Source organism: Photobacterium panuliri, from assembly GCF_059920555.1.
Window position 1 is genome coordinate 3,284,578 of the sequence record NZ_CP197192.1, and the last position, 25,092, is coordinate 3,309,669.

The 25,092-nt window shown below is 50.5% G+C and carries 15 protein-coding genes, 1 tRNA gene and 3 rRNA genes; 6 read left to right on the forward strand and 13 right to left on the reverse strand.

Annotation, left to right across the window (positions count from 1 at the left end; translation table 11 throughout):
* Positions 1-62: 62 nt before the first annotated feature.
* The 4 genes from recD to ACSF8X_RS15045 form a co-directional block, all read right to left on the reverse strand.
* The gene (gene recD, locus ACSF8X_RS15030; RefSeq protein ID WP_500850333.1) at positions 63-2,174 is read right to left on the reverse strand and encodes an exodeoxyribonuclease V subunit alpha; all 2,112 of its coding nucleotides are present in this window, start codon (positions 2,172-2,174) and stop codon (positions 63-65) included.
* Positions 2,167-5,793, reverse strand: a complete 3,627-nt coding sequence (gene recB / locus ACSF8X_RS15035; protein WP_500850334.1) for an exodeoxyribonuclease V subunit beta — start codon at positions 5,791-5,793, stop codon at positions 2,167-2,169. Before recB ends, recD begins: the two co-directional genes overlap by 8 nt.
* Positions 5,794-6,078: 285 nt before the next feature.
* Positions 6,079-9,522: an exodeoxyribonuclease V subunit gamma gene (recC, locus tag ACSF8X_RS15040; protein WP_500850335.1), complete on the reverse strand. Its 3,444-nt coding sequence runs from the start codon at positions 9,520-9,522 to the stop codon at positions 6,079-6,081.
* A 152-nt stretch (positions 9,523-9,674) separates the two neighbouring features.
* Positions 9,675-10,646 carry a TDT family transporter gene (locus ACSF8X_RS15045; protein ID WP_047881050.1) on the reverse strand — a complete coding sequence of 324 codons (972 nt, stop codon included), beginning with the start codon at positions 10,644-10,646 and terminating at the stop codon, positions 9,675-9,677.
* Positions 10,647-10,767: 121 nt separating this feature from the next.
* On the opposite strand from ACSF8X_RS15045, the gene ACSF8X_RS15050 reads away from it, so the two are divergent.
* On the forward strand, positions 10,768-11,658 hold the full coding sequence (locus ACSF8X_RS15050) for a LysR substrate-binding domain-containing protein (protein WP_047881049.1): 891 nt from the start codon (positions 10,768-10,770) through the stop codon (positions 11,656-11,658).
* Positions 11,659-11,681: 23 nt separating this feature from the next.
* On the opposite strand, the gene ACSF8X_RS15055 is transcribed toward ACSF8X_RS15050, so the two are convergent.
* Positions 11,682-12,365 (reverse strand): DNA-3-methyladenine glycosylase I, encoded by a 684-nt coding sequence (locus ACSF8X_RS15055; protein ID WP_500850336.1) that lies wholly within the window; start codon positions 12,363-12,365, stop codon positions 11,682-11,684.
* Between the two features lie 82 nt (positions 12,366-12,447).
* Here ACSF8X_RS15055 and ACSF8X_RS15060 point away from each other — a divergent pair, with 82 nt between their 5' ends.
* Positions 12,448-12,741, forward strand: coding sequence for a YebG family protein (locus ACSF8X_RS15060; RefSeq protein WP_047881047.1), 294 nt, complete (start codon positions 12,448-12,450; stop codon positions 12,739-12,741).
* Between the two features lie 24 nt (positions 12,742-12,765).
* Here the strand turns inward: ACSF8X_RS15060 and ACSF8X_RS15065 are convergent, their stop codons facing one another.
* Positions 12,766-13,068, reverse strand: coding sequence for a hypothetical protein (locus tag ACSF8X_RS15065; RefSeq protein ID WP_500850337.1), 303 nt, complete (start codon positions 13,066-13,068; stop codon positions 12,766-12,768).
* A 15-nt stretch (positions 13,069-13,083) separates the two neighbouring features.
* On the opposite strand from ACSF8X_RS15065, the gene dapD reads away from it, so the two are divergent.
* A complete protein-coding gene (gene dapD / locus ACSF8X_RS15070) occupies positions 13,084-14,115 on the forward strand; it encodes a 2,3,4,5-tetrahydropyridine-2,6-dicarboxylate N-succinyltransferase (protein WP_047881046.1) in 1,032 nt (343 codons plus the stop codon).
* Between the two features lie 74 nt (positions 14,116-14,189).
* Here dapD and ACSF8X_RS15075 read toward each other — a convergent pair whose 3' ends face one another.
* The 3 genes from ACSF8X_RS15075 to ACSF8X_RS15085 form a co-directional block, all read right to left on the reverse strand.
* The gene (locus tag ACSF8X_RS15075; RefSeq protein WP_500850338.1) at positions 14,190-14,531 is read right to left on the reverse strand and encodes a DUF2799 domain-containing protein; all 342 of its coding nucleotides are present in this window, start codon (positions 14,529-14,531) and stop codon (positions 14,190-14,192) included.
* Between the two features lie 41 nt (positions 14,532-14,572).
* Positions 14,573-15,772, reverse strand: coding sequence for a multidrug effflux MFS transporter (locus ACSF8X_RS15080; protein WP_500850339.1), 1,200 nt, complete (start codon positions 15,770-15,772; stop codon positions 14,573-14,575).
* A gap of 100 nt (positions 15,773-15,872) precedes the next feature.
* Complete coding sequence (locus ACSF8X_RS15085) at positions 15,873-16,172, reverse strand: hypothetical protein (RefSeq protein WP_047881043.1); 300 nt, start codon at positions 16,170-16,172, stop codon at positions 15,873-15,875.
* 379 nt (positions 16,173-16,551) lie between these two features.
* On the opposite strand from ACSF8X_RS15085, the gene ACSF8X_RS15090 reads away from it, so the two are divergent.
* The 3 genes from ACSF8X_RS15090 to ACSF8X_RS15100 all read left to right on the forward strand — a co-directional run bounded on the left by ACSF8X_RS15090 (position 16,552) and on the right by ACSF8X_RS15100 (position 21,300).
* The gene (locus ACSF8X_RS15090; protein ID WP_500850340.1) at positions 16,552-18,294 is read left to right on the forward strand and encodes a pyridoxal phosphate-dependent decarboxylase family protein; all 1,743 of its coding nucleotides are present in this window, start codon (positions 16,552-16,554) and stop codon (positions 18,292-18,294) included.
* A gap of 79 nt (positions 18,295-18,373) precedes the next feature.
* Entirely contained in the window at positions 18,374-19,816 is a 1,443-nt protein-coding gene (gadC, locus tag ACSF8X_RS15095; protein ID WP_500850341.1) for a glutamine/gamma-aminobutyrate antiporter GadC, read from the forward strand.
* A 59-nt stretch (positions 19,817-19,875) separates the two neighbouring features.
* On the forward strand, positions 19,876-21,300 hold the full coding sequence (locus tag ACSF8X_RS15100; protein WP_500850342.1) for an amino acid permease: 1,425 nt from the start codon (positions 19,876-19,878) through the stop codon (positions 21,298-21,300).
* Positions 21,301-21,649: 349 nt separating this feature from the next.
* On the opposite strand, the gene ACSF8X_RS15105 is transcribed toward ACSF8X_RS15100, so the two are convergent.
* The 4 genes from ACSF8X_RS15105 to ACSF8X_RS15120 form a co-directional block, all read right to left on the reverse strand.
* Positions 21,650-21,726 (reverse strand) — tRNA-Asp (locus ACSF8X_RS15105).
* A 33-nt stretch (positions 21,727-21,759) separates the two neighbouring features.
* A 5S ribosomal RNA gene (gene rrf, locus ACSF8X_RS15110) occupies positions 21,760-21,875 on the reverse strand.
* 48 nt (positions 21,876-21,923) lie between these two features.
* A 5S ribosomal RNA gene (gene rrf / locus ACSF8X_RS15115) occupies positions 21,924-22,039 on the reverse strand.
* 116 nt (positions 22,040-22,155) lie between these two features.
* A 23S ribosomal RNA gene (locus tag ACSF8X_RS15120) occupies positions 22,156-25,046 on the reverse strand.
* Positions 25,047-25,092 lie beyond the last annotated feature (46 nt).

Consider the following 25,092-nt stretch of genomic DNA (forward strand, 5'->3'; position numbering starts at 1 on the left):
GGCAACCGCCAAAACAAAAACACCAGCCGCAAAGCTGGTGTTTTCTCATCCTAAAAAGCCAATCAGCCCAAGAGATCGGCCAGACCGCTCGCACGCTCGGTGCGCCGCTTGACAGAGCGCTGAATCACCTCTGGCTGCGCATAGAGATACAGGCGGGCCTTGGCACGGGTCACCCCGGTATAAACCAGCTCACGGGTCAGGATCGGCGAGAAGTCCGCCGGGAGAACCATTAGCGTATCGGCAAATTCCGAGCCCTGTGATTTGTGGATCGTCATCGCATAGACCGTCTCGTGTTCAGGGAGGCGGCTTGGCAGTACACTACGAATCGTGCCGTCTGGCATATCAAAAAACACCCGCATATGAGGTTTGGCCGGATCAACCGTTTCATCCATCATCGCAATGCCGATATCGCCATTATAAAGCCCCAGACCATGATCGTTACGGGTGATCATCACCGGGCGGCCGACATACCACGTATCTTCGGTCTGGCTGATCTTGCCGATCTGACCCAGCTCCCGCTCAATCCGCTGGTTCAGCCCCGATACACCGAAGTCCCCCTCGCGCAACGCACACAGCAAGCGTACCGCCGCAAACGCATCGAGTACCTCTTTCGGTGACTTCTTGTGCTCGATGGCATCTAGGTAGTCTCGGTAGAATGTCACCGTCTTGTGGATCATATCCTTGTAGCTGTCGGCACTGAGAGAGGCAACCTTGATATCCTTGTACCCTCGCGTGCAGACCTGATCGACCAAGGCCGGCTCACCCATATTGATGGCCTTTGCCAACTGCCCGATACCCGATTCGGCATGGAAACGATAGCTCTTTCTGAGCATGCACAGGCTATCAGCGATAGCACTAACTAGCACACCACTATCATTGCCACCGGCTAGCTGGTAGCCCGTAAGGCGGCTCAACTGCTGGGCATGCTCGGCGCTGTAGCCTTGCTTGGAGAACGCGCAGATGTCCCCCAATACCGCCCCCGCCTCAACCGAGGAGAGCTGATCCTTATCGCCGAGCAAGATCAGTTTGGCATGCGGCGGCATGGCATCGAGCAACCGTGCCATCATCGACAAATCCACCATCGACGCCTCGTCCACCACCAGCACGTCCAAGTGCAACGGGTTATCCTTGTTGTGGCGAAAATCAACCTGATTGGGTACCGCACCCAATAATCTATGCAAGGTACTGGACTGGGTCGGGATCAAGGCACGAATACGGGGGTCGACCGGCAACGACTGCACCGCCAAGCCAATAGACTCCGTCAGACGCGCCGCCGCCTTACCGGTCGGAGCGACCAGCTTAATCGTCGGTATTGCCTCCTCGTCACCCTGAGAACGGTGATCAGCCTGCATCACCAACGCCGCCAATAGCTTAGCTACCGTGGTGGTCTTACCGGTACCCGGACCGCCGGAAATCACCGCGAACTGGCGGGTGATTGCCACAGCCGCCGCGACCTTCTGCCAATTCAGGCAGGCCGCAGCTGGTACCAATGTATCAAGCTCTTTCAGCTCCTCCGCCCGGCTTGCTGATGTCAACACTCTATCGATGCAACCCCAATCAAGCGTTTGGGGATAAACCACGTCAAGCTTGTCACACACCTCACGCTGGCGCTGTTGCTGGGCCTGCTCTGCCGATAGCGGCTCTTTGTCCAACTGGCGGAGAGCCTGATACAAATAGGTATAGGTTCGTGGGAACAACATATCGAGCACCGCCGGCATGATATCGCCCCCGGCCGAAACGGCTTCATTGGCCAACGCGGCTGACTGAAGTTTTCCTGCCACCAACTGTTCAAAATGCCAATAGCGGTGAAGGTACAGCCGCCCATCCTGCAAAATAAGCGGTGTCGCCTGTGGCTTTGCCTGACGCCCAGCCCCCGACATATCACTCACAACCGCGACATGACGCAACCGCGCCAACCACTGTGTTGGATCACTCATGCCATCCAGCAGCGAAACCGATAACGACGGAGACAGGCCAAACAGCGAATCAGCCCTGACCCGATCCAGCTTCAGGCAGACATGCCCCTTACCCAACTCATGGCTCGCCAGGGCCGCAACCAGTGCAACCAACGGCGCATCCTCACCCGGACTGCGCTGGGCAACAAATTTGGCAAATTGATAATCAAGCTGGCGCAGCCCCCCTTGCTTGACCAGACTCTGTAGTCGCTTAAGCATCAACCGGCTCCCCATCAATCAATTGTTCTAGACTTGCCAATAACTCGGCCGTTGGACGTGCATGGAAAATACCGCTATCGCCACTGGCTTCCATTCCACGCAAGAACAGATAGTAAACACCGCCAAAATGGCGCTCATAGTCATAATCGGGAATACGGCTACGCAAGAAACGCTGCAAGGCCAATGCATAAATTTGGTACTGCAGGTCATAGCGGTGATCGCGCATGGCGGCAACCAATTGCTCGCCACGGTACACCGCTGGATCATCACCGAGATGGTTGGATTTCCAGTCCAGCACGTAATATTTCCCCTCGTGCTCGAAAACCAGGTCAATAAAGCCCTTGAGCATGCCGCTGACCGTGGCAAAGCCCAGCTCACCCGCTTTTGCCGAGACGGGGTCATGCTTGGCAATCACCTTGTTGAGCATCGACGACTGCAGCAACTCGATCGGCAGCAGGAATTCCATTTCGGTCAAACGCTGGGCGGGGGTCTTGTCCACCAGCCGCATGCCCTTGCCATCAAGCTCACAGTGCAGCACATTATGGATCAGCTGCTGCAACACCGGCAGCCACTCCAAATCGTAATGCTCTTTTTGCAGCAAGTCGGTCAGTATCGCCGTCGTTGCCTCACCATCGACCGGCGCTGTAAATTCAATTTCTTCAAAAACCGTATGCAGGAATGTACCCGGACGGGCCCCGCGCGGGAAGGTGTAGATCGAACGGGCAGACTCAAGCGCTTCCAAGTCCCCCTCACTGCCAGCCACGGCTTCAGCAGCCGACTCAATATCAAAGCCAGGCAGATCCATACTGCTATCGTGGTGGGCCTGATGCCCCTGCTTGACCAAGCTAGAATAGCTGGTCATCCACCAATTACGCTCCAGAGAAGCGGTAAACATCGACGGAGCCAGCTCCGGCATTACCGCCTCTACCGGCTGCCAAGGTGACTCTGGTAACACTGGCGGCGCAACAACCGCTACCGATGCCTGCTCGTCAGCCAATTTGGCCAAGGCCAATGTCAGTTCGCCGACGGTTCCCTCTTTGCCATCCTGCACCAAGTGACCAATGGCTGATCGATGCAAACCGGTTGGCTCTTTGGTACTCCGGCCATTACGAATCGGAGCCATACCGACAAAACAGCCATATACCGCTCGAGTTAGCGCTACGTAAATAAGGCGCAGGTCTTCTGCCAGCCGCTCTTGCTCTGCCAACGCAATGGCCTTTTCCTGCTTGGCAATATCAAGCACCGTCGAGTGGTCATCCTGATCGTGGTATTTCACCTCGACCCGGCTGTCGACCTCGCGGTAACTGCAGACAAAAGGCATAAAGACCAAATCGTATTCCAGACCTTTTGATTTATGGATGGTGACAATCTGGACCAGGTTGCGCTCGGACTCCAAGCGTAGGATCTGATCATCGGCGTTGCCGTTCGGCTCAGCCACATTCTCGGCCAACCAGCGCAGCAGGCCGTAATCACTATCAAGGGTCTGGCTTGCCGCCTGCAATAATTCGCCGATATGCAGCAAATCAGTCAGCCTGCGCTCGCCCCCTTCGTCAGCCAATAGCCGCTCGGCAATTTTGTTCTGGGCCATCACGGTGCGCAGCATCGGCATCACCCCGCGAGACAACCAAAGCTTGCGGTATCCCTTAAAGCTGTTGATCGCCACTTCCCATGCCGACTCGCTGTTATTCAGCTCATCCAACTCCACCGCCGTCAGCGCAAACAGGCTCGAGGCCAGCGCAGCACGCAGCGCGCGTTCGTCTTCAGGCGTCAGCACGGCCTGCAGCAAGCGCTGGATATCCCCGGCTTCGGCACTCGCAAACACGCTATCGCGGTTAGACAAATACACACTGGCTATCCCTTGTTCGGCCAAGGCCTTCTTAACCAGCTTGCCTTCACTGCCGGTACGCACCAGCACCGCGATATCCCCCGCTTCGATCATATGGCGCTGCTCGCCATCACAAAAATAGGCCGACTGCTGCTGTGACTGGGTCAGGATATGCTGGATCTGAGCCGCTGTCGCAGCAGCCATGGTTTCCTGATAACTCCCTTTGGTTATCGGTTTACCGTCATCGCTGTCCTGCAGCCAGAATGTCAAAGCCGGTTGATCTTGGTTGTCCAGCCGCCAACGGCGTTCCGAGGCTTTCGGGCTATGGTTAACCGCCGTGAACTGGATATCCTGATCATAGATAAACGGGCTCTCTGGGCGGGCAAAGACCGCATTGACCGCCCCGACCATCTCGGCTGTCGAGCGCCAGTTGGTATCAAGGGTGTAATGATCGGTCACCTGCCGACGGGCTTGGATATAGGTGAAAATATCCGCCCCGCGAAAGGCATAGATCGCCTGCTTGGGGTCGCCGATCATGAACAGGCCGCAATCGGCATGATCACGGTAAATCGTACTAAAAATACTGTACTGCAGCGGATCGGTATCCTGGAATTCATCGATCATCGCCACCGGATACTGTGTCCGGATACGCCCGGCCAGCAGGTCATCGCTATCGTTATCAATGGCCGCCGACAATTGAGTCAACAAATCATCAAACGACAACCAGCCTTTACGGGCCTTGGCCTGTGCCAGCAAACTCCGACACTGCTCAATCGCGTGCGCCAGCAGCGGATCATGTAAGTTCGCAGGGCTATCAAGCAATTCAGCAATCGCAACAAATACCGGATGCTCGGGCGGCTCGCCCTTGGCCGTTTTCTCGATCAGGGTCTGCTGATGAAAACGGTCAAGCTTGTCAGGCAGGGAGTAGTCCTGCGTTGGCTTGGCCGCCCACGCGCTGACCTGAGCCAACCATGCTGGCAGGCTCTTTTTGGTATAGCTGCGCTTGTTGATCCCCGAATTGGCAATCAGAGCTTCAAGATCCGCCTCATGTTCTTGCCACAAGGCCTTGACGCTGTCGATCCGCTGCATATTTTCCTGATGAAGCGTATCAAGCGTGTCCGACATTGGCGGCACCGAAAGCTTCAGCGGCGCCCCGGTCAGGCTGCTGCCCAATTCGCGCAGCAATGCCGCCGGCGATGACCAGAGCTGCCTGACCTCATTCGCCAGACCAAACGGCAAATGGTAGAAATTCCGCCGCCAGTAGTCCGCAACCACGAGACTCTTTAGCTGGCTCTCATCGGTCACGAACTCATTATTGAAGCGACTGCCTGACTCGAAAGCATTCTGGGTTAGCATCCGCTGGCAGAAACCATGAATGGTATAAATCGCCGCCTCGTCCATACGCCGCTCGGCATCCAGCAATATTTGCTTGGCGATATGGTGATCGGGGATCTCTTGTAACAACGTGTCGATAGTCTGCTTGTACGAGCCGGTGCTCTTACCGCGGCAAAAAGAGACATAAGCATCTTTGATCCCCGTGCGGATACGATCTCTCAGCTCTGCGGTTGCGGCTTCAGTGAAGGTCACCACCAGAATTTCGTCCACATCCAACGGCTTTGCATGGCGCGTTTGATCACTGCCATGTCCCAGCAAAAGCCGCAGATACAAACTCACAATGGTAAAGGTCTTCCCCGTACCAGCCGAGGCTTCGATGAGCCTAGCGCCGTACAACGGGAAGGCCATCGGTTGTAATTTATTGGCAACGTTCACGTTATCCATGGATTGTCTTTCCAAATATTGTTTTGTTGGTTGATCCACCCGTCATCGGATGTCATCGCATCATCAGTTGCAGCAAGGGGCTTCGGCCACATCATCAATGTGATCAAGCACTTATTACGTACCTAAAACACACTGGCCACAAACCATTGTGAGACGTTTCTCACAGTTTACCCCGAGGCCATTCGTTAGTATCTGCGCCAGAAACGTGGTCTACCTCTGCACCAGTGGTCGTACAGCGAACACCCTACAACTAACAATGATTTGCTGGCGACCACACTACTTCCTTTCTGGCTTTTTCCACTACTCCTGCTCCACATCCTCACTGCCCATAATCGGACCCTGCAGTACTCGGGCAGCCAGTTGCGATATCTCCTGAGCCAGTTCGTCACTCCACTGCGGCCAGACTCGAGCGACATAAGTATCAACCCCCTCGCCGGTAAACATGTAACCGCCGTTGAAAGCATCTGCCATTTTTGCCAGGGCCTTCTCACGATTCTCGTCACTGTCGCTCCAGTTACCGTTCTTATCGATACAGGCCATGATGCCGGCCTGCGCCGTTTTCGGGAAATACGCCAACGGCTGGTTTAGCCCTTGGAAATATAACTCAATGACCTCTTGTAGATATGCTTTCGCATCACCGGCCTCCACTTGGAGCAGCTTCACATGCCGGTCAGTACCGATCACATGCGTTTCCAGTCCCTTGCCACCGGCCGCAAGGCAGAGGTGATCAAACCAAGCCGCCAGCATATCCTGCGGACGGATCTTCCCGCTGCGGTAGCGCAACAAACCGGACTGATAACGCTGTTTCAACCACCCTTGCAACTGCACCGTTTCGCCGTTGATCTCAAAGGCAATATCAACCTCATGATCATCAAGTGGCTTGCTCGCCAACGGGGCGATCAAATTAACCAGCGCCATTGTTTCCAGACGTGTGACTTCCAAGTCGAGCTCGCCAAACGCGGCGATTGGCAGGTTACCCGCCGCTTTTTGCTCAGCGGCAAAATCTCGGTACACCGGTTCCTCATCACGTCCCTGCGCACGAGCATCAAGCAGCAACGACAGTAGCTCATCACGCAGCACGTAGCTTTCCAAGCCATTGAGCTCAAATGGTTCATCATCAACCATCACGCCCATCGGCGGCTCAAAATACACCTTGAGTCGACGGTTGAAGAAGTAGCGTACCGGCAAACGCCAGAAGCGCTGCAATTCTGCCAGCTCGAGAGGTTTTATCTGCCCGTCCTTGAGCGGATCTGCATTGAGGGCTGCGATTTGAAATGCAGGGCTGGCACTGCCACTGCGGGTAGCGGCAGGAAGCCACTCGGCCGCAAAGCTGGCATGCTCACCGCTAAATGCCTGCGGGCTGAATGGGACAAGCGGATGGTGACGGATCAGCTTATCTTTGAGCAAATCAGCTGACTGGTCGACCGGCAACGCCTCGTCGCCGTCAAGGCAATAGCCTTGCTGACAGTACTCCACCAGCTCGCTAACCAGTACACTTGGCATCCGCTCGGCATTGTCCTGAATTGAACGTCCGACATAGCTGATATACAAGGTTTCCTGCGCTGACTGAATCGCCTCGAGGAACAGGTAGCGGTCGTCATCCCGGCGCGAGCGATCCCCTGCCCGAGTGCGGCCATTCATCAAATCAAACCCTTCAGGGGCAATGTTACGAGGGTAAGCCCCATCGTTCATCCCCAGCAGACACACCACCCGGAACGGGATCGAGCGCATTGGCATCAGGGTACAGAAGTTCACCTGTCCGGCGAGAAAACGCTGGCTTACCCGCTCACCCGATAGCTTGTCTTGCAGGTATTGGTTCAGCACGGCAGGGGAAATATCAGTGGCAAAACCCGCATCGTCCAACTGCTCGTCCAAGCGGTGGAGAAGATCACGGATCGACTTCAGCACCAACTCGCCTTCCAGCTCCACCGCCAGAAAATCATCCAACAGGGTATTGAGGATCGCGGTCCACTCATGGACCGAATGCGGCTGCGCCAGACTTTCCCGGTATTCAATAAGGCAGTCGATAAATCCAGCCAGATGGCCCGCCAGCTCTGCATCCAGCCCCTGCACCTGCTCATAGGCTGATATCCCGTCAAACAGCCCGGCATCATGCGGCATGGCATAACCAAGCAACATTCGCTGAATACCAAACAGCCAGGTATTCTGGCTTTGTTCTGGCAAATCAAACTGGCTCGCGGTTTTGCCATCAAGCCCCCAGCGAACACCGGCCTCTTCAATCCAGCGCTTTATTTTCTCGAAGCTGTCACCATCAAAGCCAAACTTGGCCATCACGGCCGGAACCTCAAGCAACTCAAGGATCTCGGATGCATGGCAGCGACTCTCAGGGAGCGACAGCAAACGGAGGAAGGCCAGCAGAATTGGGTTTTCCTGCTCGGCGGTACGGTCGGAAATCGAGAACGGGATATAACGCTGGCCCGGCGCATTACCGAACACGGCCTGAATCGCCGGGCTGTAGGCATTAATGTCTGCCACCATGACGATCACATCACGCGGCTTCAGGGTTGGTTCGGCCTCGAACATTGCCAGCAGCCTGTCATGCAGCACCTCCACTTCCCGCATCGGGCTATGGCAGGCATGAATAGACAGCGAGTGGTCATCCTTGCGGATCGGGAACTTGTGGTAGCTGTTATCAAGGATTTCGTCGTTCTGACGATCTTCCAAATTCAAGATATCAGCCTGGATGGCATGGAGCAGCGAATCCGGTTCGATATCGACAAAACCGGCATCGACTTCATTGACTTGCATTTCAGACAACAAGTAAAGGTTGTCACGCCCCAGTTTTCCCATCGAGGCCAGCAGGCTGTTGCCGACCACATTGTTGTGCATATCGAGATCATAATGCGTTTCGTCACTGTCTTTGAGCTGCTCGATATGCTCCTGCACATCAAGCTGGCTCTGCACCGAGCGCAAGGCTATACGCTTATTGGCGGCAAGACGGGCCAAATGCTTGCGATCCCGGATATCACCCCAGTAATAGCGGCAAGGGTTGGTGAACATCAGATGCACGTCAATATGCTGTCCCAAGGCGGCCAAGGCATCGAGATAGCGCGGCGGCAACGATGAGATACCAAACACAAACAGTCGCTTGGGAAGATTGGCCGACAACACGCCGGTAGTCGCGTAGTTCTCGAGGGTTTCGATGAAATGCTCGTACAAGTTAGCACGGTGATACGGCGACTGGCCCAGAGCCAGGGTATGGTCATACAGCGCTTGCCACAGTATAGGCTGCCAAGGGTGCTCACCCTCCAAATCGGCAACGACCTCACCGGCCTCCCATTGCTGGATCCACTCGGGACGGTATACCAAGTACTGGTCGAAGATATCCGCGATCTTCTCGGCAAGCTGGTAAAGCTTCAGGCTTTCGTCATCGTTTTCCAAATAGCGCTTGAGCGGCTCGAATTCCGGCAGATCCAACTGCTGCGGCAATACCTGCATCAGTTTCCAGGCCATCGATTCTTTGTTGAAGGCACTTCGCTCAGGCACATCATTGAGCACCTTGGTAAACATTTTCCAGATAAACGTCGCCGGCAGCGGAAACTCTATATTTGCCGCGACACCGAAGGACTTTGCCAGCTCCATCTTCAGCCATTGCGACATCCCCGGGCTCTGAACGAGGATCTGCTCCTGCACGAACGGGTTGTCCAAGGGCTCAAGACGAATAAGCTCGACCAGCAAGGATTTGAGCAGGTCCAGTTGATTGGAGTGATAGACGGTAAACACGCGGGTATCTCGCTAACAAGGGGCAATGCAACGATTTTCCTCTATCTGCCAAAGCGCTGCAAACGGTATTCCCGTGCTTTGTCCCACAAAAAAGCCCAGCATCACTGCCGGGCAAAGATCATCTTACATTGGAGCCCTTTATAGAATTCCCTTTAGCACACCGCTGGTTTCAACAAGGTCGAGATTGGGCGGTAGAAGGCCAAGTAGCGTAGTGCCACGTAGCCAACAACCAGTGTTGCAACAACCAGTTCAAACTGTGCCAATGCCGCAACCTGTCCGACATAGTGCTGGGCATAGCCCTGGCTCGCCATCCAGGCCGCTGTTTTGAACAAGGCTGTCGCGCCGATCACCATTGGGAAGGTGAAGGCTGCATAGCCCGGTGAGAATTCCAAACGCAGCAAGCGGAAGAAAGCCACATAGATAATAAACGTCATCAGAACAGCAATCCCACCAAGCAAACCGATAACAACCGGTGATGGCACTTGGCTGACGGTCAGGTAGCCTGCCAGCGACAGGCTGGCCGGCGCCGCAAGGATCGCAATAGTCGGCTTGGCCGCATCCGGAATTTCATGGCTGAAGATCAGGCGGTAAATCATCACCGGCAGCATCACGGCATACACCGCCATACCGAACATCAACAAGCCCTCGGCCAGCGGGCGGAATACCCCACCGGGAAAAGCAACGTCAGCAACAATGATCCCAATAGGCGGAACAAACCAGCTAGGCACCATATGATGCAGTTCGAACTCGCGGACACGATGGATGGTAAACAGGGTCAGGAACCCCAAATGCAATACGACAGCCACCAGCCACAGCACCTGCCCCGCCAGCGGGAAATACATGCCCAGCGCCTTCGATACCACCATGGTCGCCATCGCGAATGTCGGTACCACACTGCCCACTACCGGGTGACTCAAATCGTTCCACAACGCCTTAGGATGAAAGAGAAACTTGGCCAGCAACACCAACAGCAGCACGCTGGCGATGGCTGCACCGCCAATCTGGCCATAGCCATGCAGCTCGGCGCCGTTCTCCCAACACCAGCCAAGGCTGGCGATACCAAGAGCCAACCCGGCCATCGGGGTTGGTGCGCCCAATACTTTTTTCTTTGTTGCCTTAATCATGAGGACTCCCAAGGTAAACCATGTTGCTGAATACCGGGATAGTGTAACGGGGTTGCTTGATTTAGAATACTTGAATATATTTAAAGCCAAGTTAAATTTTACTGAACATTGAAGTTACAGTATGAATATTGCCCTACGCCAGCTGAAAGTCTTCGTTACCGTCGCCCAGGAACTCACCATCACCGCCGCCGCAGAGAAGCTATTTCTCTCCAAACCGGCTGTCAGTATGGCGCTGTCAGAGCTGGAAAAACAACTCGGCCACAAACTGTTTGACCGCAACAACAACCGCTTGCTCATCAACGAACAAGGCAAACGACTGCTGCCGCTGGCCGACGAGCTACTGGCCCGCAGCCAAGATATCGAGCAATTGTTCAATCAGGAAGGGCCGATCACCGGCAAACTGAAAATAGGATCAAGCGATACAGTCGGCAATCAGGTAACGCCATTTCTGCTCCGTGACTTCCGTCAGGAATCAGGCCACTGCGACCAATCCCTGTTCATCGCCAATACCGCCCAAATTTGTCATATGCTGGCCGAGTTCGAACTCGACATCGGCTTGGTAGAAGGCAAGGTCCAAACCGATAACCTAACGGTCATTCCCTGGCTCGGCGATGAGATGGTCGTTGCTTGCCATCCGGAGCACCCTCTGGCCCAGCACCACACACTAACCCTCGCCGAACTGGAGCACAGCCAATGGATCCTCCGGGAGCCCGGTTCAGGGACTCGCGAATTCTTCCTAAGTAGGCTGGCACCGCGACTCGAACATTGGCGGCAGGCATTCGAGCTCAACAATACCGAGGCAATCATCAACTGTGCTGCCGCAGGGCTGGGGATCACCTGCCTGTCACGCCGGGCCGTCGACCATGCCGTGATGGACGGGCGGCTGGTGATCCTTGAGCTGCCGCTCGACATGCAGCGCCAATACTGGCTCCTGCTCCATCAGGAAAAATACCAGAGCCCGTTGCTCAAGTTGTTCGTCTCGTTCTGCCAGCAATGGCAGCTTGAGCGCTGAGCCCCAGCCGTCAACGGGACATCCTAATAATTATCACCCACGCTGAACGCAATCACCTGGCTGATCTGGCACAGCGGACGGCCAGATTCGAGCTGCCAGGCATTAAATGCCGCTTGTGCCGCCGCCAGTGATTTCTGGGTATCTCGGCCACCGTCGATGATCCCGGTATGGCGTAGGTAGGCTTCAACGTCCCGGCTGAGAATGAAGGTATCCTTGCCCATGATCCGCAACGTATACGGGCCGGTATTGCCGCCTAGCCGCTGGCCATGCTTTTTCAGGTAGCGCCACAGGCCGACAATGTCATTCGATGGCCAGTCGGCCACCATCTCGGAAAAAGAATCAAACTCACGGGCCGCGCCGTGGATCATCTGGGCATTGGCCGGAATAGTCATCACCTTGCCGAGATGGCGGATAATCGCGGGGTCTGCCGCCTTACGCTCCCACATTTCATTGGGGATCAGCAGCATTTTTTCGATATCAAAGCCGAAAAAGACCTCTTCGAAGTTGGGCCATTTATTCCTGACGACCTGCCAGCTCATGCCGGACTGAAACACTTTTTGTGACAGGGCGGACAGCCAACGGTCATCACCAACCTGCGCCAGCGCGTCAGCCGGCAACGGATTGGCCAGCATCGCCTCAAGCGACTGGCTCCCCCCTTTGCGTTCCGCCGCTCGGGCATAAATTTGGTCAAATTTCTCTCGAGTCATCACATTCCCATGCTAACCACTGGACATTGCCGCCCATACTACTGTATAAACAGCCAGTTAATCAATTTCGGAGAGGGTGACCATGGCTGTTATCGTCAAATATGTAGTTGAGCGCAACGGAGAAGAAAAGATGACTTTCACCTCTAAGTCCGAAGCCGACGCATACGACAAAATGCTAGATATGGCTGACGAGCTGTTCGTTTTACTAAACGAGAGCAATCTAATCGAAGAAGAATCGATGCAAGAAGAGCTATCTATGTTCCTTGCCCAAAATCGGGAAGAAGTACTGGTAGCACTGGGCGCGAAAAAAGCCCCTAAGAAAAAAGCAGCAAAACCTGAAGTCGTTGCAGACGCTTCAGACGAAGAAGCCGCTTAAACAGCAGACTATCTGCTCGGGCTCCTAACGGATAGCAACACGATCAACCAAAGTTTTTTCTACTCTTTGCTCCCTGAGCAAAACCTTCGTCAAACCCGGTCTGGGTTTTCGAATCAGCGTAGAAAATGCTTTGGTTTTTTTAGCGCCGTATTTTGCCGCAACGCCCCAAAACAATCCCACCTCCCTGCTACCACAACGTCCCAATCCCAGAATAATCTTCGCTATTTCCCTTTGCCCCTTCAAACTCCGGGCAACTCTCTTTATGATGGGTTCATTAGATATTTCTATATGCGCTGCCGCTGAAGGCAACGCTTTATGATTTAACATGGAGAATGAACAATAATGGCCAGCTTTTCACTAGCCCTTGGTACTGCGACCAAAAACCGCGACGGCAAAATCATCGAAGCGTTCTTCCCAACGCCAATTCTGAATCCTTCCGATGAGCTAGTTAGCGCCCTTGCTGCTATTGTTGATTACAAAGATGGCAACCAAGCCATTGAAGTCACTGCAGCTCAGTGTGCTGATCTTGCCGCGGCCTTCACTGCGACCGGCGAGCAAGCCAGCGCCGCATTTGCAACCAAGGCAGCGGCTTCGAGCCAACCGTTGGTATTGGTTATTCTGGCCAGCGACGAAGCGCCAACATCTGTTGCGGAAGGCTTCCTTAAACTGCAGCTGATCTCCCACCGTCTGGTGAAGCCACACGGTCTCGTGCTGGACGGTATCTTCGGCCTGCTGCACAACATTGCCTGGACCAACCAAGGTGCTATCGACCTACCTGAACTGGCTGATCGCCAAATCGAAGCCCGCCTGAACGGTGAAACCCTGACGGTAGATTGCGTCGACAAATTCCCGAAAATGGTGGATTACATTGTACCGACTGGCGTACGTATTGCTGATACTTCCCGTGTTCGCCTTGGCGCGCATGTCGGCGAAGGCACCACGGTTATGCACGAAGGTTTCATCAACTTCAATGCAGGTACAACAGGCGTGAGCATGGTTGAAGGCCGTATTTCTGCAGGCGTTGTGGTCGGCAATGGCTCAGACATCGGCGGCGGTGCATCCATCATGGGTACACTATCTGGCGGCGGCAAGGTTGTCGTATCAATCGGCGAGAACAGCCTGCTTGGCGCGAATGCCGGTCTTGGTTTCCCGATGGGCGACCGCTGTACCATCGAATCAGGCCTGTATGTGACTGCCGGTTCTAAAGTACGTCTGCTTGACAACAACGGTCAAGAAGCCGGTTTTGCCAAAGCCCGTGATCTCGCTGGCAAGCCAGACCTACTATTCCGCCGTAACTCAATGACCGGTGTCATCGAATGTTTGACCAACAAGGCCGCCGTTGAGCTAAACAGCGAATTGCACAAAAACAACTAAGTCCACATTGTGCGATATGGCAATAAAAAGGCTGCCCAGTGGCAGCCTTTTTCCATTCAACAATAAAGGCGGGATCAGTACCCCCTGTCACCCAGATCATAGGACGCGGATCGATCGTCCTTGCACTCATCAGGATAGCCCGAGCTAAACAGTGTCCCCACGGTTGTCTTGTCGGTACAGTAATCGAAACGCCCCTGCAAATACCCAGCCCGGTATTCCTCATAGTCCGTTTCGGTCATCGCCCCCTTTTTATGCAGTTCCCCCTGATCCCATTGCCGGTATCCCTGCTCGCCGTGGTAATGTCCCAGCTGATCCCACTGTCCACTGCCCGTTAACTGCTGCTCATATTGGCTCACACACGCCGACAACATGAAAACGCCTAGCCCAAGTATGCCAGCCACTGCTCCTCTCGCCATGACCATCCTCTCTATTATATGTATTCACAGATAAGTATGGTTTAACCATTGAGGGCTGCCACTGCCTGCTGTCCCGTTTCGCTGCGTGTCCCACAAATCACCAGCACGACACCACCAAGCGCACCGAACAACATGACAGTACCAAGATGCCACGGGTACTGAATACCAAGTTTCAGCAACCCATTACTGCACAGCGAGGCAAATACCATCTGGCACGCCCCTGCCAGCGCAGCCACAGTCCCAGCTTTTTGGCTGTAAGGGATCAGCAATAACGACTGGGCACAGGGGAAAACCATGCCATTGGCCATTGCAAGGAAGAAATGCCCGGCAATCATCCAGGCCGCTTCGACCGGAGCCAGTATCAACAGGCACCCGGCGAAAATCTGACAGGCCGGAGCGAGGAAGAGCATGGTCCGCGTACCAATAAGCGGCCGCAATCGCTGACAAAACAGCCCCCCGCACAACAAACCGACAGCAGGGATCATCGCCCACCATGCATATTCCTCAGACGACATGCCGATCTGAACCTGCATAATGAACGGCATCAGCGATATTGATAACACGACCAGGGAAAAATTGATCCAGCCTATACCGGCAAAAGAGATAAAATGCCGATCCCGAATCAGTGCGGCATAGGATCGCACCAATACCGCCACAGACTGCGGCCGCGCTTGACCGGGCAAGGTCTCCCTGAAACAGACCACCAACAACAGCCACACCACCGCGATATAACCCAGCAACACGCAAAACACAGCCAGCCATCCGGCATAATGGTTGACCATCCCGCCAACCACCGGGGCCATAATTGGCGTAAACGCTGCAACAATAGCAACCCAGGTCATCGCTTTGACCAAATCATGGCTCTGGTAACTATCTCTGATGCTCGCCCTTGCCAGTACCGCGACACTGCCGGCCCCCAATCCTTGGATCATGCGGCCGGCCAATAACAAGGTAAATGAATCAGCCCAAATTACCGCAAGCAACAGCCCGGCCATTGCAATCAGCAGCCCCGAAAGCAACACGGGTCGTCGGCCGAAGACATCTGAAAGGGGGCCATAAACAAGCTGTGATGGGCCAAAACCCAGCAAATAGCCAGAAACCAGCCATTGTACCTGACCGGTAGACAAAGAGAGATCCTTGGCGATCCACGGCAGTGACGGAAAGATCAACCCAAGGCTCAGCTGGCCAATACTGACGATCAAGCAAGCCAGCAGCAGTGGCCTCCAGTTAAACGCGCCCATTCTATCCCCTTAATACTGTGCAAGTGATTAATTATGCACAACGACCAAGGTAGCGAGAAGCGACGGGCGCACAATGGATTCTTTCCCTATGGGAAAGTAATTACTTTTTTATAATATAAGTGAACGGGTTAGCAAAAGAGAACTTGCTTCCCTGAGTTGTCACCCGACCTTGCTTCATCGCAATAATCACCTCTTTTTGAACTCGGATCAGAGAAAAGAAGCGTACTACCATAAAAACAAGAAAGACCGGGATCACGATGTTGGCTGCCGAGGCGGACTTCAATACCAGATCATTGAACAGCCAAAATGCCAACATCCCCAACATCAAATACAATGAATGCGGACGCAGCACAATGCTAATCGTGTTCGCCGTTTCGGTACGTTCAAAAAAATACGTCATCTAAAAGGCCCTTTACCTAAACGCTCAGTAACACTTAGCCTCTCACAGTCAATCAGAGCAACGCAAGCCCCCCAATTCTTGCTCCTATCAACATCACCAAAGGAAACACACTGAATTATAAATGGCCAAATCAATACTTTTTGCGCATGACATACTCAATAAATGCACAATGTGCATTTTCTTTAAACAACCAATATTGCAAATTAACATATTACATTGGTGCATTTCTTTAAACGAAAACACTGTTATTTTAATGAACGACAGCAAATTACCGCTATGAGGTATGCTGCAAATTATCATTGTAATAGCCTACGATTTTAATCAAACATAGACTATTTCTTTGGTGACTAGGTGTAATGATCACTTTAGGACTTAAGAAATGAAAACATATGAGCAAAACTGGGATAAAGAAAATAACATTACAAATGATGCAAACAATTGGGCGAAGTATCGTAAAGATATGCTCAGTGCCTTTCCTGCTTACCAAACTGAAGAATCAGACCCGCTCGTTACTGCAATCGACAAAGCAGTAAAAGCCATAGATCAACTTCGTCCAGACTCTGAAGGTCCCGCTTACTTAGGCAAAAATCCCAAATTAACAATAGATTTTGATCATATTAAACATATCAGTATGCCAAGCAAAATGAGCACTACTGACAAAGTTATTGATGATACTATTGCATTGTTTGAGGGATTACCAAATTGGGGCCACCCTCTAACAATGTGTAATGTTATTCCACAGGCAAACACAGCATCTATTGTTGCTGCAGTTTTATCAGAGATATTTTCACCTAACATCCTTGAAGGCGAATATTCATGGAACGTACACCGTGCTGAATTAGAAAGTGCAGGTATGTTAGGTAATTTATTTGGATGGAATCCTGAAAACACTGGTTGTCTATATACATACGGTGGTTCTGGCTGTTGGACCTACCATGTAAAATATGCACTAAGTCGTGTACTGAAAGACTCTCGTCAAAAAGGTGTTCGTACTGATGCAAAAGTAATTTGTTCTCACCAAGCTCACTATACTATGCTCAATAGCACTGACTGGATGGGCCTTGGTATGGATAATATTATTAAGGTTCGTACTGATGTTCATACAAATGCAATGGATTTGGCACATTTAGAAGAAATTCTTAAAGATTGCCATGAAAAAGATATTCCTGTTGCTTCTGTCGTTTGTACTATGGGCACAACAGATGCTAACACGTTTGATCCAGTTGAAGGTGTCCGCAAGCTGCTAGACCAATACCCCAATAACACTGAAAAATATGGTAAAGCATTACTGTATTGTGATTCAGTTGTTGGTTGGGCTTGGGCTACGTTTAAAGAATATGACTTTGATGCTAACCCACTTCAATTCTCCAAAGAAATTATCCCATCACTAAAAGCTAATGCGAAAGCATTGTCTGGCGTGCAATACGCTGACGCCATTGGGGTGGACTTCCATAAAGTAGGCTGGTCTCCATACGCAAGCAGCTGTTTTGTTTATAAAAATAGTGAAGAATTTGAAACATTACTAAAACGCCCAGGTTCTGCCTATTTACAACCTCGTTCACCATATAACCCACTCGACTACACACTTGAAGTCTCTCGAGCTGCAACAGGTTCACTGGCTGGTTGGGCAACAATGAAATACTTTGGCTACGAGGGGTTCCAAGCGATCCTCGGCGGTATTTTAGAAAATCAACATTTTCTACGAAATGTTATTGCCTCTCATACAGAAACAGTATGTGTAAACTCAGAAGATCATGGCTTAGTGACATTATTCCGTGCATACCCTGATGGCGTAATGGCTGATGAGCAATACCGAAAAGAGCTTACTGACCCTGCTTATAAAGAGCAACTAGTCAAAAATAATATGTTAACAAAAGCTATCGGTGACAAATTGTATCACTGGTTCCGTGATGGTAAGAAAATCAATGGTCGATATACGCCTTATATAAGCTTCAGTACAGGTTTCCGAGTTGCTGAATATAATGGCAATGACAGTGACCCTGATGCGTATATTTTTGCATTGAAAATATTTCCAATGAATGTCCATATTACTCCAGAAATAATGCGCTATGCGATTGATTGTGTTCTGCTAGCAAGAGATGAAGTTTTATCTGAAATTTAATTCCATCATCTTACAAAAACACCGGTAACTAACACCGGTGTTTTTCATGACCATGATTTGTTATCTATGGGGTTGACACATGTCTGATAGTATATTGGCGAATAAAGGCGCATCAAAAACAAAATTAACTATTGCTACATTAGCAATAATGAATATAACGACAGTGGTTAGTTTAAGAGGTTTATCATCTGAGGCTGAATACGGTACAACTGCTGCTTTCTATTATATTTTTGCCGCCGTTGTTTTTCTCATTCCAGTAGCCTTATGCGCAGCAGAATTGGCAACAGGCTGGCCACAAAAAGGAGGGGTCTTTAACTGGGTAAGTAAAGCCTTTGGTCATAGGTTAGGTTTTTTAGCCATTTATCTTCAATGGCTAGCGACAACAATTTGGTTCCCAACAGTGCTTATTTTTGCCGGTGTGGCTTTAGCGTTCATAGGCCCAGATCAAACTTTTGACCAAGCTTTAGCTGCTAACCGTTTCTATAGTGGTATCGTCGTACTGGTTGTTTATTGGCTTGCAACATTTATCAGCCTGAAGGGCTTAAAAACAGCATCAAAAATTAGCTCCCTCGCTGGATTAATTGGTACCATTATCCCTGGGATAATTTTAGTTACTTTAGCTATTATTTATATTGCAAATGGTAATCCAATTCATTTTGATCTTTCGATGAAAGGATTTTTACCTGACTTTAGCAATTTCAATAATCTGGTTCTTGCTGCCAGCATATTTCTGTTTTTCGCAGGTATGGAAATTAATGCGGTACACGTAACAGAAGTTGAAAACCCATCAAAAGGCTATCCTCTAGCTATTATTTACGCCACCATATTTACCGTTATTATATTTATTTTCGGGACCTTATCCATTGCAACAATCATCCCAAAAGATGATATTAACTTAGTTCAAAGCTTGTTAGTTGCTTACGATAAACTATTTGCTCACTTCGGGCTAGGATGGCTCGGTAACTTGACTGCTGCTGCAATTTCGTTAGGTGTTCTTGGCCAGATAATCGCTATAATTTCTGGTCCATCAGCAGGGATATTACAAGTTGGACGAAAAGGATATTTACCGCTTATATTACAAGAAACAAACAAAAATGGCGTACAAAAAAATATACTTATGTGCCAAGGGGCAATTGTAACTGCACTTGTCATTATTATGACATTACTGCCGTCGGTACAAGCTGCATATCAAATGATCAGTCAATTGGCTGTTATTCTATATTTAGCCATGTATATTATGCTTTTCCTTTCTGTTATTTATTTACGTTATAAAGAACCTGATACTCCTCGACCATATAAATTACCGGGTGGAATGTTCGGGTTATGGATTATTGCAGGGGTCGGTTTATTTGGTTCTATATTAGCTTTTGTTCTAAGCTTTATTCCACCATCACAAATATCTATTGGTTCACCATCAACCTATATTGGTATTCTTGTTGTAGGTACAATTGCTTTTACTATTATACCTTTCATCATCTATGCATGCCGAAAACCAAGCTGGGCAACAACAACTAATGATTAATTAGGTAACATATAGTAGGCGATTTCATATATTCGCCTACTATATTTAAGTGAGTTTGTATGAATGTAATAGCTAAAAACAACAAACAGAAAATAATAAAAATCAGTGTACTTACTTTTGCCGTTATGAATATAACAACAGTATTAAGTACAAGAGGGTTAGCGCCTGAAGCTGAATATGGTCTCACTTCGATTTTTTATTATTTATTTGCTGCTATTTGCTTTCTTATCCCAGTCTCATTAGTCGCAGCTGAATTAGCGACTGGCTGGCCACAAAAAGGAGGTGTGTTTAATTGGATTAGCGCTGCATATGGAAAAAGAATAGGATTTGTCGCCATCTACTTACAATGGCTAGCAACAACTATTTGTTTTCCTACCATGCTAATTTTTATTGCAGTATCAATAGCATTCATTGACACAAACCATGCTAAGGAAATTGCTGCAAATAAAGAATTTGTACTCGCTATTGTATTGGGTATTTATTGGTTCTCAACATTTACAACATCAAAAGGAATAAAGTCAGCAGCTAGAATAAGTGCAGCATCCGGTATAACAGGGACAATTATCCCATTGATGATTTTATTTATTAGTGGTATTTGTTATATTTTCTCAAAGGGAAGTGTTGAATTTATAGTATCAAGCAATGATTTACTCCCAGACTTTCATCAATTTCATAATCTTGTATTAGCATCAAGTGTTTTCCTTTTTTACTCAGGAATGGAAATAAATGCAGTCCATGTGCAAAACATGGAAAACCCATCCAAAAACTACCCTATTGCAATTGCTATTGCATCAGGCATGACGGTATTATTTTTAGTTATAGGCACATTAATTATCAGTGCTGTCGTTCCACATGATAAAATTAATCTTGTTGAAAGCTTATTTATCACATACGATTCTATTTTCAAATATTTCCATATTGGATGGATGGGCCAAGTGATAACGGCAGCTATAGCTATTGGTGTCTTTGGTCAAATAACAGTTATTGTTGCTGGCCCATCAACGGGTTTATACCAAGTAGGTCAAGAAGGTTATCTACCGACAATATTACAAGGAAGTAATCGTAATGGTGTACAGATGCCAATACTTTATGTGCAAGGCGTAATTGTAACCATACTATCAATGATGCTAGTTATTTTGCCATCAGTCCAATCCACATTCCAAATATTAGGACAGCTTGCATCTATACTCTATTTAATTATGTACATGCTATTATTCTCTAGTGCTATATATTTACGCTATAAGTCGCCGGAAGTAAACCGCCCCTATAAAATACCCTTTGGTAATATAGGTATTTGGATTGTCGGTTCGCTTGGGTTCATTTCAAGTTTTATTGCATTAAGCTTAAGTTTTATTCCACCGTCTCAGATTAATACTGGAAATTCATTTTCATATATCGCAATTCTTATTGCATTAACCATAATATTCTTACTTGTCCCTATTCTTATTTATCAGAATCGTAAACCATCTTGGTTATCAAAATAATACTATTTAATAACTTAGAACCTCTTCCGATAGGCTCGAAACCAATGATAGGCCAGCAAGTTCTCCAATAAATAGGCCTACCCATCATCGGCAACGCACAAGCGTAAAAAAGCCCCGCTATTTCTAGCGGGGCATTCGAAGAAGTGGCGGAACGGCGGGGACGCCTAGTCCGGGCTGGCGCACCAGCGGGACTCATTCGCCTGTAAGGCGAACATAGTCTATAGATGTAAAAAAGCCCCAGTCTTTCGTCGGGGACGCCTAGTCTGGGGCTATCCGGCCGAAGGACGGACATTCAAAATTATTCAAATACGAAAAAGCCCCGCTATTTCTAGCGGGGCTTTCGAAGAAGTGGCGGAGCGGACGGGACTCGAACCCGCGACCCCCGGCGTGACAGGCCGGTATTCTAACCAACTGAACTACCGCTCCGCAGCGTGTCTATTCAGCTTAACGCAATTGAGAACTTAGCAATGTCCTACTCTCACATGGGGAGGCCCCACACTACCATCGGCGCTACAACGTTTCACTTCTGAGTTCGGCATGGGATCAGGTGGGACCGCTGTGCTATGGTCGCTAAGTAAATTCTTTTACTGTTCATGTCAAAAGACATAAACAAGAAATTTGAAGCCTGGCGATGTCCTACTCTCACATGGGGAGGCCCCACACTACCATCGGCGCTGTTACGTTTCACTGCTGAGTTCGGCATGGGATCAGGTGGGTCCATAACGCTATGGTCGCCAAGCAAATTCGTTTATTTACCGCCTTGGCAGTAAATAGCAATCTGGGAAAGTCCAACTAGTTATCTCAAGCACTGCATTCAAGTGCTCGTGGAGTCCGATAAAACCCCTTGGGTGTTGTATGGTTAAGCCTCACGGGCAATTAGTACAGGTTAGCTCAACGCCTCACAGCGCTTACACACCCTGCCTATCTACGTCGTAGTCTCCAACAACCCTTCAGGATACTTGTAGTATCAGGGATGACTCATCTTGAGGCTCGCTTCCCGCTTAGATGCTTTCAGCGGTTATCGATTCCGAACTTAGCTACCGGGCAATGCGTCTGGCGACACAACCCGAACACCAGAGGTTCGTCCACTCCGGTCCTCTCGTACTAGGAGCAGCCCCTCTCAATCATCCAGCGCCCACGGCAGATAGGGACCGAACTGTCTCACGACGTTCTAAACCCAGCTCGCGTACCACTTTAAATGGCGAACAGCCATACCCTTGGGACCGACTTCAGCCCCAGGATGTGATGAGCCGACATCGAGGTGCCAAACACCGCCGTCGATATGAACTCTTGGGCGGTATCAGCCTGTTATCCCCGGAGTACCTTTTATCCGTTGAGCGATGGCCCTTCCATACAGAACCACCGGATCACTATGACCTGCTTTCGCACCTGCTCGAACCGTCATTCTCGCAGTCAAGCGGGCTTATGCCATTGCACTAACCTCACGATGTCCGACCGTGATTAGCCCACCTTCGTGCTCCTCCGTTACTCTTTGGGAGGAGACCGCCCCAGTCAAACTACCCACCAGGCACTGTCCGTACCCCCGATAAGGGGGCGACGTTAGAACATCAACACTACAAGGGTGGTATTTCAAGGACGGCTCCACAGATACTGGCGTACCTGCTTCGAAGCCTCCCACCTATCCTACACATGTAGGGTCAATGTTCAGTGCCAAGCTGTAGTAAAGGTTCACGGGGTCTTTCCGTCTAGCCGCGGGTACGCAGCATCTTCACTGCGATTTCAATTTCACTGAGTCTCGGGTGGAGACAGCGTGGCCATCATTACGCCATTCGTGCAGGTCGGAACTTACCCGACAAGGAATTTCGCTACCTTAGGACCGTTATAGTTACGGCCGCCGTTTACCGGGGCTTCGATCAAGAGCTTCGCTTGCGCTAACCCCATCAATTAACCTTCCGGCACCGGGCAGGCGTCACACCGTATACGTCATCTTTCGATTTTGCACAGTGCTGTGTTTTTAATAAACAGTTGCAGCCACCTGGTATCTGCGACTTCCGATAGCTCCATCCGCGAGGGACTTCACCGTCAGAAGCGTACCTTCTCCCGAAGTTACGGTACCATTTTGCCTAGTTCCTTCACCCGAGTTCTCTCAAGCGCCTTGGTATTCTCTACCCGACCACCTGTGTCGGTTTGGGGTACGATTCCTTGCTATCTGAAGCTTAGAGGCTTTTCCCGGAAGCATGGCATCAATGACTTCAGCACCGTAGTGCCTCGACGTCGTATCTCAGCCTTGAGATGGTCCGGATTTGCCTAAACCATCAGCCTACATACTTGAACCTGGACAACCGTCGCCAGGCCCACCTAGCCTTCTCCGTCCCCCCATCGCAATAGCAAGAAGTACGGGAATATTAACCCGTTTCCCATCGACTACGCCTTTCGGCCTCGCCTTAGGGGTCGACTCACCCTGCCCCGATTAACGTTGGACAGGAACCCTTGGTCTTCCGGCGAGGAGGTTTTTCACCCCCTTTGTCGTTACTCATGTCAGCATTCGCACTTCTGATACCTCCAGCGCCCCTTACAGGACACCTTCAGCGGCTTACAGAACGCTCCCCTACCCAATGTGAACAAGTCACATTGCCGCAGCTTCGGTGTATCGCTTAGCCCCGTTAAATCTTCCGCGCAGGCCGACTCGACCAGTGAGCTATTACGCTTTCTTTAAATGATGGCTGCTTCTAAGCCAACATCCTGGCTGTCTGAGCCTTCCCACATCGTTTCCCACTTAGCGATAACTTTGGGACCTTAGCTGGCGGTCTGGGTTGTTTCCCTCTCCACGACGGACGTTAGCACCCGCCGTGTGTCTCCCGGATAGTACTTACTGGTATTCGGAGTTTGCAAAGGGTTGGTAAGTCGGGATGACCCCCTAGCCTTAACAGTGCTCTACCCCCAGTAGTATTCGTCCGAGGCGCTACCTAAATAGCTTTCGGGGAGAACCAGCTATCTCCGAGTTTGATTGGCCTTTCACCCCTAGCCACAAGTCATCCGCTAATTTTTCAACATTAGTCGGTTCGGTCCTCCAGTAAGTGTTACCTCACCTTCAACCTGCCCATGGCTAGATCACTCGGTTTCGGGTCTAATCCTAGCAACTGAACGCCCAGTTAAGACTCGGTTTCCCTACGGCTCCCCTATACGGTTAACCTTGCTACTAAAATTAAGTCGCTGACCCATTATACAAAAGGTACGCAGTCACAGGACGAAGCCTGCTCCTACTGCTTGTACGTACACGGTTTCAGGTTCTATTTCACTCCCCTCACAGGGGTTCTTTTCGCCTTTCCCTCACGGTACTGGTTCACTATCGGTCAGTCAGGAGTATTTAGCCTTGGAGGATGGTCCCCCCATGTTCAGACAGGATAACACGTGTCCCGTCCTACTCGATTTCACTGTAAAGGCACCGTCGGCTACGGGGCTGTCACCCTGTATCGCCACGCTTTCCAGCGTGTTCGCCTAGTGCCAATTCAACTTAAGGGCTAATCCGGTTTCGCTCGCCGCTACTGCCGGAATCTCGGTTGATTTCTTTTCCTCGGGGTACTTAGATGTTTCAGTTCCCCCGGTTCGCCTCACAATGCTATGTATTCACATTGAGATAACTGCTTATGCAGCTGGGTTTCCCCATTCGGAAATCCAAGACTCGAGTGGCTCTTACTGCCTCGTCTTGGCTTATCGCAAGTTAGTACGTCCTTCATCGCCTCTGACTGCCCAGGCATCCACCGTGTACGCTTAGTCACTTAACCATACAACCCCAAGAGGTTTCGTATGTTCAAACAACCAAGGTTGTCT